This window comes from Amycolatopsis sp. NPDC005003 (assembly GCF_053600695.1).
The window spans coordinates 43,861-61,882 of the sequence record NZ_JBSGAI010000019.1 but is presented as its reverse complement, the minus strand read 5'-3'; the positions used below and the strand labels follow the sequence as shown (position 1 = coordinate 61,882).

Annotated in this window: 14 protein-coding genes; 9 read left to right on the top strand and 5 right to left on the bottom strand. The window is 73.0% G+C overall.

Annotated features, from left to right (window positions below; genetic code table 11):
* The first annotated feature begins 6 nt into the window (after nucleotides 1-6).
* The 7 genes from ACWED2_RS22635 to ACWED2_RS22605 all read left to right on the top strand — a co-directional run bounded on the left by ACWED2_RS22635 (nucleotide 7) and on the right by ACWED2_RS22605 (nucleotide 7,720).
* Entirely contained in the window at nucleotides 7-954 is a 948-nt protein-coding gene (locus tag ACWED2_RS22635) for a threonine ammonia-lyase (protein WP_449692469.1), read from the top strand.
* A gap of 136 nt (nucleotides 955-1,090) precedes the next feature.
* A complete protein-coding gene (locus ACWED2_RS22630) occupies nucleotides 1,091-2,248 on the top strand; it encodes a carbohydrate-binding protein (protein WP_449692468.1) in 1,158 nt (385 codons plus the stop codon).
* A gap of 17 nt (nucleotides 2,249-2,265) precedes the next feature.
* Entirely contained in the window at nucleotides 2,266-3,540 is a 1,275-nt protein-coding gene (locus tag ACWED2_RS22625; protein WP_449692467.1) for an extracellular solute-binding protein, read from the top strand.
* Between the two features lie 70 nt (nucleotides 3,541-3,610).
* Nucleotides 3,611-4,534 carry a carbohydrate ABC transporter permease gene (locus tag ACWED2_RS22620; RefSeq protein WP_449692466.1) on the top strand — a complete coding sequence of 308 codons (924 nt, stop codon included), beginning with the start codon at nucleotides 3,611-3,613 and terminating at the stop codon, nucleotides 4,532-4,534.
* Complete coding sequence (locus tag ACWED2_RS22615) at nucleotides 4,531-5,349, top strand: carbohydrate ABC transporter permease (RefSeq protein WP_449692465.1); 819 nt, start codon at nucleotides 4,531-4,533, stop codon at nucleotides 5,347-5,349. The genes ACWED2_RS22620 and ACWED2_RS22615 overlap by 4 nt, the downstream gene beginning before the upstream one ends.
* Nucleotides 5,349-6,839 carry a beta-N-acetylhexosaminidase gene (locus ACWED2_RS22610; RefSeq protein ID WP_449692464.1) on the top strand — a complete coding sequence of 497 codons (1,491 nt, stop codon included), beginning with the start codon at nucleotides 5,349-5,351 and terminating at the stop codon, nucleotides 6,837-6,839. The genes ACWED2_RS22615 and ACWED2_RS22610 overlap by 1 nt, the downstream gene beginning before the upstream one ends.
* Before the next feature lie 164 nt (nucleotides 6,840-7,003).
* Nucleotides 7,004-7,720, top strand: coding sequence for a GntR family transcriptional regulator (locus tag ACWED2_RS22605; RefSeq protein WP_449692463.1), 717 nt, complete (start codon nucleotides 7,004-7,006; stop codon nucleotides 7,718-7,720).
* Between the two features lie 124 nt (nucleotides 7,721-7,844).
* Here the strand turns inward: ACWED2_RS22605 and ACWED2_RS22600 are convergent, their stop codons facing one another.
* Nucleotides 7,845-8,831 (bottom strand): NAD-dependent epimerase/dehydratase family protein, encoded by a 987-nt coding sequence (locus tag ACWED2_RS22600; RefSeq protein ID WP_449692462.1) that lies wholly within the window; start codon nucleotides 8,829-8,831, stop codon nucleotides 7,845-7,847.
* A 365-nt stretch (nucleotides 8,832-9,196) separates the two neighbouring features.
* On the opposite strand from ACWED2_RS22600, the gene ACWED2_RS22595 reads away from it, so the two are divergent.
* Nucleotides 9,197-11,590, top strand: coding sequence for a DUF7617 domain-containing protein (locus tag ACWED2_RS22595; RefSeq protein ID WP_449692461.1), 2,394 nt, complete (start codon nucleotides 9,197-9,199; stop codon nucleotides 11,588-11,590).
* A gap of 43 nt (nucleotides 11,591-11,633) precedes the next feature.
* On the opposite strand, the gene ACWED2_RS22590 is transcribed toward ACWED2_RS22595, so the two are convergent.
* Genes ACWED2_RS22590 through ACWED2_RS22575 form a run of 4 tightly spaced genes read right to left on the bottom strand, consistent with a single transcriptional unit; the run spans nucleotide 11,634 to nucleotide 15,925 of the window.
* Nucleotides 11,634-12,398, bottom strand: a complete 765-nt coding sequence (locus ACWED2_RS22590) for an MHYT domain-containing protein (RefSeq protein WP_449692460.1) — start codon at nucleotides 12,396-12,398, stop codon at nucleotides 11,634-11,636.
* Nucleotides 12,399-12,411: 13 nt separating this feature from the next.
* Complete coding sequence (locus ACWED2_RS22585) at nucleotides 12,412-12,792, bottom strand: DUF742 domain-containing protein (protein ID WP_449692459.1); 381 nt, start codon at nucleotides 12,790-12,792, stop codon at nucleotides 12,412-12,414.
* Nucleotides 12,789-13,274: a roadblock/LC7 domain-containing protein gene (locus ACWED2_RS22580; RefSeq protein WP_449692458.1), complete on the bottom strand. Its 486-nt coding sequence runs from the start codon at nucleotides 13,272-13,274 to the stop codon at nucleotides 12,789-12,791. Before ACWED2_RS22580 ends, ACWED2_RS22585 begins: the two co-directional genes overlap by 4 nt.
* Nucleotides 13,271-15,925 carry an ATP-binding protein gene (locus ACWED2_RS22575; RefSeq protein WP_449692457.1) on the bottom strand — a complete coding sequence of 885 codons (2,655 nt, stop codon included), beginning with the start codon at nucleotides 15,923-15,925 and terminating at the stop codon, nucleotides 13,271-13,273. The genes ACWED2_RS22580 and ACWED2_RS22575 overlap by 4 nt, the downstream gene beginning before the upstream one ends.
* Before the next feature lie 400 nt (nucleotides 15,926-16,325).
* Between ACWED2_RS22575 and ACWED2_RS22570 the strand changes: the two genes are divergently transcribed.
* Nucleotides 16,326-17,561, top strand: coding sequence for a low temperature requirement protein A (locus ACWED2_RS22570; RefSeq protein ID WP_449692456.1), 1,236 nt, complete (start codon nucleotides 16,326-16,328; stop codon nucleotides 17,559-17,561).
* Nucleotides 17,562-18,022 lie beyond the last annotated feature (461 nt).

Below are 18,022 nucleotides of genomic sequence, written 5' to 3'. Positions count from 1 at the left end.
GCCGGCGTGCCGGAAACGCGCCTCGACCTCGCCCGGATCCGGGCGGCCCGGTCGGTGATCGACCCGGTCTTCCTCGACACACCGCTGTTCCGCTGCGAAGCGCTGGAACCGGTTCTCGGGTGTGCGGTGAGCATCAAGCTCGAGACGGCGAACCCGGTGCGGAGCTTCAAGGGCCGCGGCACCGAAGTGGTGGCGAGCGGGCTCACGGGCGCGGTGGTGTGCGCCAGCGCGGGCAACCTGGGCCAAGCGCTCGCGTGGTCCGGCCGCGACCGGGGGCTCGACGTCACCGTCGTCGCGTCCCGGCACGCGACGGCGGCCAAGCTGGCCCGCATCCGCGCGCTCGGCGCCCGGCTGAAGCTGGTCGACGGCGACCACGAACTGGCCCGCGAGCGCGCCGCGGCCATCGCCCGCCGCGACGGCATCCGGCTGGTCGAAGACAGCCTGGACCTCGAAACGTGCGACGGCGCCGCGACCATCGGCCTGGAGCTGGCGGCCGCCGGGCCCGCGTTCGACGCCGTCCTGATCGCCCTCGGCGGCGGCGCGCTGGCGACCGGGGTGGGGCACGTCCTGCGGGCCGAGGCGCCCGGGACCGAGGTGGTCTGCGTCCAGCCGGCCGGCGCCCCGGCGATGACGCGTTCCTGGCACGCGCGGCGCGTGGTCACCACCGGCCCGACGAACACGATCGCCGACGGCGTCGCCGGGCGGCGGCCGATCCCGGAGGTGCTGGCCGACCTGCTCGTCGTCGCGGACGACGCCGTCCTGGTCACCGAGGCGTCGATCATCACCGGCATGCGCCTGCTGCTGGAGCACGCCGGGCTGGTGGTGGAACCGTCGGCGGCGCTGGGCATCGCGGCGGTCCTCGAGGACCGCGACCGGTTCGCCGGCCGCCACGTGGTGACGGTCGTGTGCGGCGGCAACGTGGACCTGGCGGCCTACCGCGCCTGGATCGGCTGACCCCCACCAGAAATTACCAAAGGTAAGTTCTACTGCCTTCTTGACTTTACCAGTGGTCAGGGAGGAAGGTACTGGCCACCTGATTCGTCTAGACCAATCGGCGCTCCCCGCGGACGGCATCCCCAGGAGGAGACCCATGTCCATCCGGACCACCACAGCAGCCTTGACGAGCATCGCGACCGCGGCCGCGACGGCCCTCGTCCTCTCCGGCGGGGCCGACGCCAGCCCGGCGTCCGCCGCGGCCGGCTGCGGTGTGCTCTTCGACGACTTCCACTACGCCTCGCCCACCGACGGCGCCTTCGGCGGCGCCGGGTGGACCACGCGCAACGACGTCGGCAGCCCCGGCGTCCCCGGGGCTCGCTGGCTGACGAGCAACGTCAGCTTCCCGGCCGTGAACGGCGAACGCGTCGCCCAGCTCACCGCCACCACCGACGGCAGCGCCGCGGGCACCACGCACGCCGAGCTTTACCAGAACCAGCTGCGGTTCTTCGAAGGCACCTACGCCAGCCGCGTCCGCTTCACCGACGCGCCGGACAGCGGCCCGGACGGCGACCACGTCAACGAAACCTACTTCACGATCTCCCCGCTGCGGTACGACCGCGACCCGCTCTACAGCGAGCTCGACTTCTCCGAGTACCTGCCCAACGGCGGCTGGGGCGGCCCGCAGGCGAACTACCAGACCAGCTGGTACACCTACTGGAACAACCCGTCGTGGGACGGCCTGCGCACGTCCACCGCGCAGAACCGCAGCTTCGCCGGCTGGCACGACGTCGTCACCCAGGTCTCCGGCGGGCACGTGAAGTACTACATCGACGGCGTGCTCACCGCCGACCACACCACCGACGCGCAGGGCAACCCGGTGTACCCGCGCACGCCGATGTCCATCAACTACAACATGTGGTTCATCGACACCGCCGGGCACACGAGCGGGAACAGCGTCTACACCGAACAGGTGGACTGGACCTACTACGCGGGCAACCAGGTCGTCTCCCCGGCCGACGCCGTCGCGCAGGCCGGGCGGTACCGCTCGACCGGAACGTCCCATGTGGACACCGTCACCGGCTGCACGACGCCGACCACCCCGCCGCCGACGACCACGCCCACCACGCCGACGACGCCCACCACGCCTTCCCAGCCCGCGAACTGTTCGACCGCGGCGGAATGGGACTGGGGCACGGTGTACCTGGAGGGCCAGCGCGTGAAGCACAACGCCCACCTCTGGCAGGCGAACTGGTGGACCCAGGGTTCGGAGCCCGGCCTCACCGCCCAGTGGCGCGACCTCGGCCACTGCTGACCGCTCAGGAGCTCCCCATGCGCAGACGCACCCTCGCCGCCGCACTGGCCGTCGCCGCCGTGACCGCCACCGCCTGCGGCACCGACACCCCCGCACCGGCCGCCGGCGGTGGCACCCTCACCGTCTGGCTGATGAACGGCGACCTCAGCGACCAGGCCACCGCGGCGATCAACGCCGCGTTCGAGAAGGCCACCGGCGCGAAGGTCACCGTGCAGATCCAGGAGTGGGACAACATCAACACGAAGATCAGCACCGCGCTGGCCCAGGACACCACCCCGGACGTCATCGAGATCGGCAACACGAACGTCCCGCTGTTCGCCGCCAACGGCGCGCTGACCGACCTCACCCCGCACCGCGAGGAGCTCGCCGTGGGCCAGACCTGGCTGCCCGGCCTGGCCGGACCGGCCACTGTGGACGGAAAGCTGTACGCCGCGCCGCTGTTCGCCGGCAACCGGGCGGTGATCTACGACAAGCAGCTCTGGGCCGACGCCGGCGTCACCGCCCCGCCGACGACGTTCCCGGAGCTCACCGCGGCGCTGGACAAGGTCAAGGCGAAGCACCCGGCCCCGGACTTCTCGGCCTTCCACTTCCCCGGCCGGTACTGGTTCGGCGCGCTGCAGTTCGTCTGGGACGCCGGCGGGCAGCTCGCCACGCGGAAGGACGGGAAGTGGACCGGTGCCCTCGAAAGCCCCGAGGCGCTGAAGGGGTTGCAAGCGTGGAAGGACTTCCAGAACGCCTACTCCTCCCCCGCGTCCCGCAACGTCGACACCAAGGCCCCGGACCAGGCCGCGATCTTCTCCTCCGGCGGCGCGGCGGCCATCCTCGACACGAGCGTCAACACCGTGCTCAAGAACAAGCCGGAGCTGAAGGACCGGCTGGGCACGTTCCCCTTCCCGAGCGCCACGCCCGGGAAGACCCAGCCGGTGTTCCTCGGCGGCTCGGACCTCGCCGTCGCCGCCAAGAGCCGTAACCAGGACCTGGCGCTGGCCTACCTCAAGGCGGCGACGGACCCGGCCGTCCAGCGCGACGCCATCGCCGGGATCGACGGCTGGACGCCGATCTCCACCGAGCTGATCGACCGGATCACGCCCACGCTGCCGCCGGTCAACGCGGCCTTCGCCACCGCGGCGAAGACCAGCGTCGCCACCCCGGCCGCCCCCGGCTGGGCGACCATCGAGAGCGACAAGTCCATCAACGGTTTCTTCGCCGACATCGCCACCGGACGCCGGCCGATCGCCGACGCGGCCCGGGAGTTCGACGCCCACCTCACCGAGGCACTGGGCACCCGCTGACCGGCGGGGTGGCCCGGCCGACCGCCGTCCCCGCCAGGCCACCCCGCCCCTGTTCCGCGAAGGAGTCCTTGTGCTGCTCGAAAAGGCGCGCACCCGGGAGAGAACGAGACGCCGTTCCCTGCTCCCCTACGGCCTGCTCCTGCCCGCGGCCGCGCTGCTCGGGCTGGTGCTCGGCTACCCCCTCGTCCGGCTGGTCGGCATTTCGCTGCAGGAGTACGGCCTGCGGTCGCTGTTCACCGGCAAGACGGGCTTCGCCGGCGGGGACAACTACACCGCCGTCCTAGCCGACCCCCAGCTGCTGCCGGTCCTCGCGCGCACGGTCGGGTTCTGCGCCGCGCTGGTCATCGGGACGCTCGTGATCGCGTCCGGCGTCGCCCTGCTGCTGCAACGCCTGGGCCGCGGCATGCGCACGGCCGTCACGCTCTGCCTGATCGCGGCGTGGGCCCTGCCGAACGTGGCGTCCACCCTGGTCTGGCAGTGGCTCTTCCAGCCCGGCTACGGCGTGGTGAACTGGCTGCTGACCCGGCTCGGGTTCGGGGACCTCACCCAGCGCGACTGGACGGCGTCCCCGGCGTCGGCGTTCACCCTCGTCTGGCTGCTCGTCGTGTGGCAGTCGGTCCCGTTCGCCGCGCTCACGCTCCACGCGGGCTTGTCGCAGATCCCCCGGTCCTACTACGAAGCCGCGGCGCTGGACGGCGCCGGGCCGTGGCGGACACACCGCACGATCACCCTCCCCTTCCTGCAGCCGATCCTCGGGCTGGTCACCATCCTTTCGGTCATCTGGGACTTCACCGTCTTCAACCAGATCTGGATCCTCACCCAGGGCGGCCCGGCGGGCGGCACGACGACGCTGGGCATCTGGACCTTCACCCGGGCCTTCAGCCGCAACGACTTCGGCCAGGGCGCGGCGATCGCCGTCGTCTCGGTCGTGCTGCTGGTCGGCCTGACCGCCGTGTACGTGCGGCGGCTCGTCCGCTCCGGGGAGGACCTGTGATCCGGCGCTTCGGCCGCAACGCGGCAGCCACCGTGTTCTGTCTCGTGTGGATCTTCCCGGTGTACTGGATGGTGCTCACGGCGTTCAAACCCACGGGCAAGATCCTCCAGCCCACGCCCGAATTCCTGCCCGTCGACGTCACCCTGGACAACTTCGCCGGCGCGCTCGCCAAGCCGGGGTTCGTCCAGGACCTCGCCAACAGCGCCGTGGTCGTGGTGGCGGTCGTCGTCCTGTCCATCGTGGTCGCCTTTCTCGCGGCGACGGCGTTGACGCGCTTCCGGTTCTTCGGCCGCCGCAGCTTCCTCGTCGGCGTGCTGGTGCTGCAGATGGTGCCGGTGCCCGCGCTGGTCATCCCGCTGTTCCTCAGCCTCAAGAGCACGCACTTGCTCGACACGCTGCCCGGGCTGATCCTGACCTATGTGGCGCTCGTGCTGCCGTTCACGATCTGGACGCTGCGCGGCTTCCTGCACGGCATCCCGGTCGAACTGGAGGAGGCGGCAATGGTCGACGGCGCGACGCGCGGGCGCGTCATGCGCTCGGTCCTGCTGCCCCTGGTCCTGCCCGGGCTGATCGCGACCAGCGTGTTCGCCTTCATCACCGCGTGGAACGACTTCCTGTTCGCCTACGTGATCATGAAGGACAGTTCGGGCTACACCCTGCCGGTGTGGCTGGTGTCGTTCAGCACCGCCACGGGCACCGACTACGGCGGCCTCATCGCCGCGTCGACGCTGTTCGCGCTGCCCGTCGTCGTCTTCTTCGCGCTCGTGCAGCGCCACCTGGTCGAGGGCATGACCGCGGGCGCGGTGAAGGGCTGATGCTCATCCCCCGCCCCGCGCGGCTGACCCGCCACGCCGGTTCCTGCGTGCCCACCGGGATCCTGGCCGGACCCGGCACCCGGGGCCCCGCCCGCCTGCTCGCCGCCTACACCGGCCTCCCCCTGGTCCACAACGGACCGGTCATCCGGCTCGCGCTGCGGCCGGGGTTCGGGCCGGAGGAGTACACCCTGGAAGTCACCCCCGACCGGGCGCTGCTCACGGCGTCCACCGAAGCGGGCCTCCTCGCCGGCGTCCAGACGATCCGCCAGCTGGCCCCGCGGCTGCCGTGCCTGACCGTCCGCGACGCGCCCCGGCTGCCGTGGCGCGGGGTGCTGCTCGACGTCGCCCGCCACTTCATGCCGCTCGAATTCCTGCGCGAGTTCGTCGACCTGCTCGCCCTGCACAAGTACAACGTCCTGCAGCTGCACCTCACCGACGACCAGGGCTGGCGGATCGAAATCGACGGCAGGCCCCGGCTCACCGAAGTCGGGGCCTGGCGCGCGGAGTCGATGGTCGGGCCCGCGGGCAGCGGAGTCTTCGACGGCATCCCGCACGGCGGCTTCTACACCCGGCGGGAGCTGCGCGAGCTGGTCGCCTTCGCCGCCGAGCGCGGGGTCCGGATCGTGCCGGAGATCGACCTGCCGGGGCACGTGCGCGCGGCACTGGCCGCCTACCCGTCGCTGGGCAACCGGCCTTCGGTGGCGCTGCCGGTGTGGACGGAGTGGGGCATCAGCCCGGACATCCTCGGCGTCCACGAAGACGTCTTCGCCTTCTGCCGGGACGTGCTGGCACAGGTGGCCGAGGTGTTCCCGTCGCCGTACCTGCACATCGGCGGCGACGAGTGCCCGACCACGCAGTGGGAGACCAGCCCGGACGCGCGGCGGAAAGCGGCCGCCCTCGGGGTGCGCCCCGCCGAGCTGCACCCGTGGTTCCTCGGCCGGCTGCACGGCATCGTCGCGGACCTGGGCCGCCGGGCCGTGTGCTGGGACGAGACCGGCCACGCCGCGGGCCGGCTGCCCACGGACCTGATCGTGACGGCCTGGCGCGACGCGGCCCACGGCGCGCTCGCCGTCGCCCGCGGCCACCAGGTCGTCATGGCACCGCACACGTCGACGTACTTCGACTACCGGCAGAGCGAGGACCCCGGCGAGCCGCCCCACGAGCCCGTGACGACACTGGAGGACGTCTACCGCTTCGACCCGCTGGCAGGCGGGCTCCCGGTCAGCGATGGCGACGGCCCCGGGGTACTCGGCACCCAGGCCCAGCTGTGGACCGAGCACGCACCGACGCCCGACCACGTGCGGCACCTGGCGTTCCCACGGCTGTGCGCGCTGGCCGAGCGGGCCTGGTCACCGCCGGGCCGCGGTTATGCTGACTTCCACCAGCGCCTCGCCGCCCACCTCGGCCGGCTGCGCGCGCTGGGTGCCCTGCCGAAGGAGCGCGTCCGGTTCGCCGGCGCGCTCGGAGTACCCGGGAAGACGGTGCCTTGACTGTGACATCCGGGGCTTCGCCCCAGGCCGGGGGCTCCGCCACCCGGAGCCCCCGAAAAGAAGATGTGACATCCGGGGCTTCGCCCCAGGCCGGGGGCTCCGCCACCCGGAGCCCCCGAAAAGAAGATGTGACATCCGGGGCTTCGCCCCAAGCCGGGGAACCGGTGGACCGGCCGCCCACCGCGAAGCGCGACCGCGTCCGGCGGCACCTGCTGAAGGTGATCGAGAACGCCGGCCCCGGCACCGGGCTCGCCTCGGAACGGGACCTGGCCGCGGAGCTGGGCGTCTCGCGCCCGACCGTCCGGGCCGCCATCGACGAGCTGACCCGCACCGGGCTGCTGGTGCGCCAGCGCGGCCGCGGCACGTTCACCAGCCCGCAGAAGGTCACCCAGGAACTGGCGACCGGGCTCGCGGTGCCACCCGCGGAGGGCCACTGGACCAGCCGGGTGGTCGCGTTCGCGGTGTCCCCGGCCCCGCGGCCCCTCGCCGCGGAGCTGGAGCTCGAGCCGGGCACGCCGGTGCTGCGCGTGACCCGCGTCCGGCACGTCGACGACGAGCCGATCGCGATCGAAAACCTGGCGCTGCCCGCCGCCCTGGTCCCCGGCCTGCGCCCGGCGGACCTCGAGACCGGCAATTTCTACCGCCTGCTGCGGGAACGCTTCGGGATCACCGTGCAGGACGCGGTGCAGACGATCGAGCCCGCGGTCACCGACCCCGGCCAGGCCGAGCTCCTCGAGATCGCGGTGTACGCGCCGATCCTGCACATCGAGCGGCGCACCCGCGACGCAGGAGGCCGGGTGGTGGAGCTGACCCGCTCGGCGTACCGGGGCGACCGCTACCGCATCACGTCGAAACTCCGCTTCGACGCCGAATCCGGCTAGCAGCCCGCTTCGCTTCCGGCCGCCGATCCAGGCACCCTAAGGCGGCCTTCGGTGCGCCACCCGTGCCCCCGCCACCCCCTCGACGGAGGCACCAACCAAGGCCGCCTCGGGTAGCTCGGGACCGTCAGCCGAGGGCGTCGAGCAGCTCACGCTCGCGCCGGGCGCTGAGGCCCGCGCGCCGTTCCCGGTCCAGGCCCTGCTCGCGTTCCCAGGTCAACGTGTCCGCCAGCAGCTCCGTCCGGGGCCGGTGGTGCAGCCCCGCGGCGCGGGCCGCCGATCCGTCGCGGGCCGACCAGCCTTCCCAGCCCGGCTCGACCAGCCACATCGCCAGCGATTCGGGCCCCATGTACTCGGCCACGCCCTGGGCGAGCAGCCACTCCGCCCCGGCGGTGACCACCGGGCCGGTGTGCCCGCCGGCGGCGCGGGACAGCTCGACCCACTCGCCGAACGGGACGACCGGACCGACGGCGTCGTAGGTCCCGGCGGTTCCGGTCTCCGCGGAATCGAGCAGCCACGCGGTGAGGTCCCGCACGTCGACCACCTGGGTGGGCACCGCCGGGGTGCCGGGGACCAGCATCGGCCCGCGCGGATCGCGGGCCGCGCGGGCCACCCAGTAGCCCGAGCGCCCGGTGTGATCGCCCGGGCCGCCGATGAGCCCGGCTCGCGCGACGAGGAGGCGGTCGCCCACCACCGCCCTCGACGCCTGCTCGCACGCCACCTTCGCTTCGCCGTACAACGAGCGGTCGACCTCGCTCCGGTCCGTCGGGGCAAGCAAAGGCGCAGACTCGTCCGCCCCGGGCGTGGCGTGCGAGGCGTAGGCGTTGCCGGACGAGACGTACACCCAGTGCCCGGCCTTGCCGCCCAGCGCCTCGAGCGCGCCGCGGACGAAACCCGGCTGCCACGACACCTCGACGACCGCGTCCCACACCCGGTCGAGCAGGGGCTCGTACGCCGACGGATCGCGCCGGTCGGCGGCGATCAGCCTCGCGCCGCCGGCGGCTTCGCCGCTCTCGCCCCGCGCGAGGCAGGTCACCCGGTGGCCGCGGCCGATCGCCTGCCGGGACAGCTCCCGGCCCACCCACGCCGTTCCGCCCAGCACCAGGATCTCCATACCGCCACCCAAGCACCAAGATCCCCGCCGGGCCAGCGAATCCGCTCACAGCGGACCAGCCCCACCACGACGGACATCCGGTGAATAATTCTTCGGGCCCATCGGGAAACACGCATTCTTAGCCTCCCCTCATTACCCGAACGAGTGAACGCGGACGGCGTCCGGGTGACGACAACCCGGAGACCTGCTCGTCACGCTAGGCGCCTTACCCGGCAAACAGCCCGGCAATTGCGCTGTTCGCATCGCCTTTTCGGCGCGCGAGTGAGAGTGCTTCAAACACCCCGCCGAAGCGGCATAGGATTTTCCTTCGGCCAGGAAATGATTCCTGGACAAATTCAGTCCATTTTCAGAATCGAGGACCAACCATGCGAAGACGCATGCTGGGGGCGGTCCTGCCCCTGGTGCTCACGGCGGCCACCGCCGTCCCCCTGCCCGCCGCCGCCGACCCCGCACCGGCGGTCTCGGCGCTGACGAAGTCCGTGCAGGGCACCGGTTCCCCGGCCGCGCACGGCGCGACCGCGAACTGGGTCGTCGGCTACGAAGACCACGCGACCACCACCGGGGCCGCCACGATCACCGACGCCGTCGGGGCCGGGCAGGCTTACCAGCCCGGTTCGCTGCACGTCCCGCCCGGCTGGACGCCGCAGTGGTCCACCGACGGCAGCACGTTCACCGGCACCGAACCCGCGTCCGGCGTCACCGCCGTCCGCGCCACCACCCCCGCCTCGGGCCCGGACGCGACGCAGCTGACCGGCGCCCTCACCCCGCCGGTGCAGGCGGTGACCACCGCGACCGGCGGCGACGGCTTCTCGCCGATCCTGTACCGCACCCCGGGCGGCGTGCTGCAGGCCTGGAACATCTACCACCACTCGGCGGCCACCACGCCGAAGGTGGTCTGCACCGACCTCGCCACCGGCGCGCGGTGCCCGGGCGGCCCGTGGCCGAAGGTGCTCAACACCGCGCCGGGCCCGCTCGGCACCCTGGGGGCCGGGGACATCACGTCCCCCTTGATCGAGCAGTACGTGCGGGACCCGGCCGCGCCCGCGAAGGTCTACTACCCCGGCCTCACGGCGACGTCGGCCGGCGTCGGCTGCCTCGACCTGGCGGCCGCGGCCAACTGCGGGTTCTGGCCGCTGGCCACCCTCGGCGGGTCACCACCGGTGAACAACCTCACGGGTTTCGTGGAGAGCGGCGGCAACCTCTACGGCGTGGTGACCTCGGGCGCGGTGATCTGCTGGACCATCGCCACGCGGAGCGCCTGCGGTGGCCAGCCGTACGCGCCGGTCCTGCCCGCCGTCGACCAGCCGTACGTCTACGGTGCGCTCACCGTGGTGGCGGGCAAGGTGTTCGCATCGACGGCGGCGCCGGGCACCGCACTGCAGCCGCAACTGGGGTGCTTCGACCCGGCGACGAACGCGGCCTGCGCCGGCTGGGCGGCTTCCCGGCCCACCGGTCCGGCGGGCAACGTCACCTACAACGCCTACACGGCCTACAGCACGACCGGCGCCCCGGTGGGCGCGTGCTCGTCGACGTCGGGCAGCGACGACGTCACGACGTGCTACGCGCTGGACGGGTCGGTGCTGCCGCCACCGCCCGGCGCGGCCGCGCTGGCGGCGGGCGTGATCGTCTTCAACCCCGAGGTCGTCACCGATCCGAACGGCCACGTCCGCAGCTACCTCCCGGTCTGGAGCGGAGGGATCGCGGGTGCGGCGCTGTGCCACGACTGGACGACGGCGTCGGCGTGCGCGGGCCTGCCGGGCCCCATCACGCACCCGAACGCGGCCGGTGGCAACACCCGGGACTACGGCTACGCGTACGACCCGCCGTCGGGCTGCTTGATCGGCCTGGGCGACGCGGGCGTGCTGTTCTCGATGGACCCGGCCACCGGCGCGACGCCGTGTGTCCGCTCCGGCGGGCAGGTGACCCTGCGTCCGGGTGACTTCTACTGCGACGGCGGAAGTCACGTCCAGGGCTACACGTCCGCGCGGCTGACGGGCGTCGACCCGGCGAACGTCGACTTCGCGGCGTCGCGGGTCACGGTCGTCGACCAGGACAACGCGGTGGTGCCGACCCCGGGCTTCGCCCCGGACGGCTCGGTCGACCTCAGCGGCGTCTCGGTGGCGGCCCACCCGTCGATCACCGTGACGACGACGCTGGTCCTGCACAGCGCGGCGGGCTTCAGCGGGTCACTGGTGGTCGACTTCGCGGGTGACGCACCCCAGCTGTGCTTCCGCACGGCGATCTCGGCGGACTGCCTGGTGACGTCGGTGGCGAACACGGCGACGGGCACGGACTCGACGGGTTCGTTCACCTCCAACACGGTGACGCTCCCGGTCGCCCCGGGCGCGTCGTGCACCCCGAAGGTGACCGTGGAGAAGGAGATCTGCACGGCGGTCCACCCGGACCGGTGCGGCCCGGGCGGCGCCGGACCGTGGGCGAAACAGGCCCCGGTGGGCCTGCTCGGGGTGCTCGTCGCCTCGGCGTACTGGCGGATCACGGTGACCGACGAGGGTCCGGTGGGGATCACGTCCGCGCAGGTGGTGGACACCGTGGAGCCGTCGTGCCAGACGGGTCCGTTCACCCTGGCGGCGGGCGGGTCGAAGCAGGTGTACTGCACGACGTTCGCGCTGCTGAACCTGTTCCCCATCACCAACAAGGCGAAGGTGAGCTACCTGCCGGTGAACGTCCCGCCGGGCACGCCTCCGTCCACAACGGACTGGTCGGCGGCCAAGGCCTGTTCGCTGCTGTGCGGCCTGTAGGGAGGTGAAAGCACCGGCCCGCGGGGCGTTCCCGCGGGCCGGTTCACACCGTGACGGCGTCTTCCGCGACGGGCTCGGCGGCCTTCGGGGACACCGCCGGCGCCATCAGGACCGCGCACAGCGGCACCGCCATCGCGATCGCCGCCAGCACGAACACCGGGAACAGGAAGGAGAACACCTCCGCGCCCGCCGGGTCCGGCGCGTTCATGTCCATGTTCATCCGGACCGCCGCCATGCCCGTGTAGTGCATGCCGGTCACCGCCGCGCCCATCACGAAGCCGGCCAGCAGCCGCAGCCACAGCTGGTCGAGGAAGACCGCGAACCACAGCGCCGCCGTCGCCGCCACCACCGCGATCACCACCGAGAGCGCCACCAGGCCGCCGTCGTAGCCGAAGTCGCCCTTCACCCGCAGCGCCGACATGCCCGTGTAGTGCATGACATTCACCGCCAGGCCGGTGATGACGCCGCCGAGGGCGAGGCGCCACCAGCCGAACTTCGCGCGGCCGCCGACCACCACGAGCCCCGCGAACACCGCCGTCACCGAAAGGATCGCCGACAGGACCGTGCGGAAGATGTCGTAGCGGACCGGCATGCCCGGGGTGCTGAAGCCGAGCATCGCCACGAAGTGCATCAGCCAGATGCCGACGCCGCCGATCGAAACGGCGGCCAGCACCAGCCACCGCACGCGGTGCCGCGGATCGGCCGCGTGGCGGGCCTGGACCGCGCACGCCAGCCCGAGCGCGCAGCCGACGACCGACGTCAGGTACGCGAGCACGAGCAGCCAGTGCCCCAGCGCGAAATGCTCCATGGCGAAGTCCTCTCTACAGGTCGCGCAGCCCGTGCAGCACGCGTTCCATCAGGTCGTGGCGCTCGTCCCAGGTGGCGGTGTCCGACAGCGTGTCGCGGACGATCACCAGGTTGTCCTGCATCAGGTCCGACACGAGCACGCGGACCACGCCGAGCGGCACGGACAGCAGCGCGGCGATCTCCATCAACGACCGCGGCCGGACGCACAGCTCGAGGACCTCCGCCGACGCGCTCGACGTCTGGTAGCCGGCTTCGGCCCGGCCGTCGGCGGTGGTCTCGACCAGCGCTTCGACGGCGATCTCGACCGCCGGGGCCGTGCGGCCTTCCGTCCACGCGTAGGGGCGGGCGAGCGCCGGGCTGCGGCGCGGCTCGTCCCCGTGCGCGTCGTCGATCACCGGTGGTCCTGGGCCACCGGCATCTCGCGCGCGGGCACGTCGACCTTCTGCCCCACCCGCTCGACCAGCATCGTCATCTCGTAGCCGACCAGCCCGATGTCGCAGCCGGTCGAGGCGAGCACGACGAGGTTCGAGCCGTCGCCGACGCTCATCAGCAGCAGGAACCCCTGCTCCATCTCGATCACCGACTGGACGACCCGCCCGGCGGTGAACAGCTCGGCGGTGCCGAGGGAGAGGCTGGACAGCCCGGCCGCGATGGCCGCGAGCTGGTCACCGCGCTCCCGCGGGAGCGATTCGTCGGCGGCCACGAGCAGCCCGTCGGCGGAGACCAGCACGGCGTGCGCGACACCCGAGACGTCCTCGACGAACCCGTTGACCAGCCAGTTCAGCGTGGCGGACCGTTCGGGCGGCGCGGGCAGCGTCCCGCTCAGGGACCGGGCGGCCGGCTCGGTGGCGGAGCGCCGGGGGTGCAGTTCCGTCATCGCGGATCCACTTCGTCCTTTCCGGATTGTTCGGCACGCGCGGCGGTCTCCAACCGGGCGGCGCGCATGCCCTGGTAGTGCCGCGAGAGACTGCTGCGCACGGCGGCGGCGTCGCGGAAGGTGCCGCCGGTCTGTTCGCGCACGCGCGGAACGACCGCACCGGGGGCGAGTTGGGCGCCCGGCCGCCGGGTGGGCAGCCCGGCCTCGGTGAGCCGCTGGGCGGGGGCGGGTTTGAGAGCGCTTTCCGCGGCCTGCCGCGTGCGGTCGGCCGGGGTGTCCCACTCACCCACCGAGGTGGTGGCGGGACGCGTGGTGGAGCCTGGAGTGTCCGTGACGGTTTCCGCCGGGATCGCGCGGTGCGCTCCGGAAGTCTCGTTCGCCGGCTCCGCGTCGGCGACCCGGTCGGCCGGAACCGCGGGCGGCCGGGCCGCGGGTTCGGCCACCGGTGCCCGGTGCGCGGCGGAAGACCCGATCGCGGATTTCTCCTCCGGCGCGGAACCGGGGTGGCCGGCGGAACTCGTTCCGGCCGGGGATCCCGCCGCGGTTTCGCTCTGGCCGGCGTGGCCCGGCGTGGCGGCCGGGGACTGCTCACCGACCGTCGGCCACTTCACCGGGCCCGTCGCTCCGTTGCGGCGGACCACCGGCTTGGCCGCGGGCTCGGTGAACCAGCTCGTCACCACCTGCTCGAAGATCGGCGTCGAGGCCTGGGCCGGCACCACCGGGGGCCGCGGGTGGCCGCCCCGGCTCGCCGGGGCGCGGCGGCCCGCGCCGATCGGGCGGGCCAGATCCGCGATCACCAGTGCGCCCGGGACGTGGACGCTCGCCGTCACGCCCGCGTGGCGGGCCGCCGTTCCGGTGGCCCGCAGCCGGACCGTCACCCCGTGCAGGGCCGCCAGCCTGCCGACCACGAACAGCCCCATCCGGCGGGTCGTCTCCGGGCCGACCGTGCCGGCCGCCGCCAGGCGGTCGTTCACCGTGGCCAGCTCCTCCGGAGTCATGCCGAGGCCCTGGTCGACCACCTCGATGAGCAGCCCGCCGTCCGCGCCGCGGTCGGCCGTCAGCGCCACCTTGTGCTCCGGCGGCGAAAAGCGCGTCGCGTTCTCCAGCAGCTCGGCGAGGATGTGCACGACGTCCGCCGCCGCCTCGGGCTGGACCGAACTGCGCGGCGCGTTGCCCAGCGCCACCCGCCGGTAGTCCTTGACCTCCGACGTCGCCGCGCGCAGGAGGTCGCGGGTCGGCACCGGCTCGCGGCCGTGGCGGACCGGGCGGCCGCCCGCCAGGACGTGCAGGTTCTCGCCGTTGCGGCGCAGCCGGGTGGCGATGTGGTCGATGCGGAACAGCTCGTCGAGCCGGCGCGGGTTCTGCTCCCCCGCCTCGAGGTCTTCGATGATCGACAGCTGCTGCTCGACCAGCGACTGGCTCCGCCGCGACAGCGTCATGAACATCTCGCTGACCTGCTTGCGCAGCTCGGCCTGCTCGACGGCGAGCCGGACCGCCTGGCGGTGCATGTCGTCGAACGCCCGCGCCAGCTGCCCGATCTCCTCGTCGGTCCGCACCCCCGAGCCGGGTACCGCGCGCCAGTCGACGTCGTGGCCTTCGCGGATCTGCCGGACCGTCTCCGGCAGCTGGTCGTTCGCCGCGCGCAGGGCGGCGGCGCGCAGCCGGCGCACCGGCGTGACCAGCGATCGCACCACCAGCAGCGCGATCGCGAGCGCGCCGAGCAGCGACCCCAGCACCAGGGCCGTGTCGCGCAGCGAGTCCGCGCGGGCCCGGTCGGCCGCGGCCGAGACGTCGCCCGCGAGCTTCGCCGCGACGTCGTTCAGCACGGCCGTCACGCCGGCGGTCTCGGCGGCGATCGAGGGGGCGAACGTGGCGAGCGGCGCGCCCGTCTCCTGCAGCGCGTCGAGGCGGGCCTCGGCGGACCCCGTCGCGGCCTTGAAGCGAGCCAGGAGCTCGCCCGGGAGCTGGTGCTCGGCCTGCTCGCCGAGCACTTCCTGCTCGGCCGCGGTCTGCACGATCGCCGGGCGCAGCGAAGCGTCCTCCGGGCTGTTCCGCGTGGCCCGCGCATAGGTTTCCTCGGTGGCCAGCTCGGCCCTCAGGTGCACCAGCAGCCGGGCGTTTTCCGCGCCGGCCGTGGTTTCGGCGCCGGCGTCGGCCGGGACGAACTCGGGCACGAGGTCGCCGAGGGTGGCGATGATGTCGTTGTAGCCGGCGGCTTTCGAGCGGACGTCGCCCCCGCCGGCACCGGCCGCGCGGATCCCGGAGAGCTTGCCCAGCGCGGTGTTCAGCGCCCGGCCGGTGTCGCCGGGCAACGGCGAGAACCCGGCGTCGCGCTGGACCGCGGCCACCTTCGCGTCGACGGCCGCGGTGAGCGTGTCCGGCGCCCCGGCCGGGACCGCGACCGCGGCGACCATCTCTTCGCCCAGCGACGCGGTCAGGTCGATCGTGTCGCGCAGCACCGGCAGCCGGTCGCGGGCCGCGCTGAGCGCGGTCGCCCGGTCGAGTTCGCCCTGGATCCGGATTTCCGCGAGCGCCACCGCGACCAGGACCGGCAGCAGCAGGACGACGCTGATCTTGGTGCGGACGCTCCAGTGCGCCGGCCACCACGCGGCCTCCGCCGGGCGGCGGAGCGTGGCTCTGCTTTCGTGCATGGCGGAATCGCTCGATTCCCGGCCGCGCGGACGGCCGACGTCGAGTTCGGACAGGTCGAAGGGCCCCAGGGAAGACGTGGCGTTGATCAGGCCGACCAGCAGAAGACATCACGTCCCGCGTCCTTGTCAACCCTGCGCGGCGGCGTTTCCGGACACGGGTATCGAATTATTTACGTGGCTCACTCATTGTGTTCCGATGATCGCTGCTTGCACACCGTTCAACCACATTCACGCAGCTCCGAGGCCTACTGATCAGTAAACTAGCTCGACTCCGCACTGGCGGCAGAATTACCGACAGCGGCCGCCGGGGCGAATTCGGCCATTGTTCGAATGGTGGGTTATTAATTCCCGCCACGCCCGGGTGGGAGTGCCGGGCACCGGGTGCGGCAGAATCCCCGCCGTGACCGATGTGGACCTGGACCCCGGCGCCGCGCACGGCAAGCGGGTCGGCTGGGTGGAGCTGTACTTCGACCTGGTCTTCGTGTTCGCGGTGGGCCAGGTGGCGCACAGCATCGTCGCGGACCCGCACTGGGCCCGCATCGCCGGCGCGCTGGGGCTGTTCGCCACGCTGTGGTGGACGTGGATCGGCTTCGCCGTGCTCTACAACCGCCGCGGCGACGACAGCCGCGCGGCCGACCGGCTGTTCGTGCTGGCCGGCACCATCCCGTGCGCGATCGCCGCCACCCAGGTGCACCACGTCTTCGAGGGGCATCCCACGGTCTTCGTGGCGGCGATGGCCGCCGTCCGCGTGCTCCTGGCGGCCGCCCACCGGTGGCCCGCGCGGCCCGGGCTCGACCAGCGCCGGATCAGCACGGGGTACGCGATTTCCGCGGTCCTGTTCGGGGTTTCGGCGGTGGTGCCGGGCGGCTGGGGGATCTGGGCGTTCGCCCTGATCCAGGAGGCCGGCTTCCTGCTCCTCGGCGGCCGTCGCCGGCACCGCGGCGAACGGACGACCGCCCGGGAGCGGCGGCAGGCGATGTTCGACGGGCCCCGCGACCCGAACCTGGCCGTCGACTCCGCCCACCTCGCCGAACGCTTCGGGCTGTTCATGATCCTGCTGCTCGGCGAGCTGGTGATCACCGTCGGCACCGCCGCGCTCGAACGCCCGGCCGACGACTTCGCCTACTGGGCGGCCATGGCCGGTGGCCTGGTGCTGGCGGGCGCGTTGTGGTGGCTGTACTTCACTTCGGCCGCGGAGCTGTCCGAGAAAATGCTCGGGCTCTCCGGCGGCAACCCCATGCTCGCCTATTCGCTGTACGCGGGCGGCCACCTGACGCCGGCCTTCGCGCTGCTGCTCGTCGCGGCCGGGCTGAACCTTTCGCTGCACGATTCCCCGCCGGCCGCGGCGGCCTGGCTGCTCACCTCGGGCCTGATGATCTACATCGCCGGCACCCGCGTGTTTTCGGCCGATCCCGGCCGCTGGTACCAGCGGGTGGCCCGGGTCGCGTCCCTGGTGGTCACGGTGAACCTCGCCCACCTCGGCCGGATCCTGCCGGCGCCCGCGGTGGTCGTGGTGGTCGCGGTCTGGGGCGTCGGGATGACGGCGGTCAGCACGGTCGTGCGGCGCCGGGCCATCGAAAGCCTGGGTGACAACCCGCTGGCGTTCCTGCGGGAACGCCAGGCCAAGGCGGGGTGAGGAGTCAGCGCGTCGATCCGTCGACCACCACTCGCGCGACCGCTGCTCGTCCACCGGCCGCTGGGCCTCCCGCGGCACGCCGGCGGCTCGTTGCCCGGACCTCGCGATCTTGCGGCCGCGCAGGCCCCGGCCGCGGGTGCTCGTAGTCGTCCAGGCGGCGCGCCGGCCGGAGCCGCACCGAGCGGTCGCGCCACCACGGCTCGCGGCGCAGGGGTTCGCCGACCGGCCTGATCCCCGTTGCCCACATCTCGGCAGGGGTGTGGACAAGTCGGCTCGAACGGCGGGTTCGGCCGGTTTTCGTCGGGAGGCAGCGATACGCTGGAGCGGGGACGGACCCCCGGGAGGGTGGGCGCTGCTCTCGGGCGCTGCTCTCGGGCGCCGCTCTCGGGCGCTGCTCTCGGGCGCTGCTCTCGGGCGCCGCTCTCTCGGGCGCTCATGCACCACCCCCGCGGCCGACGGCC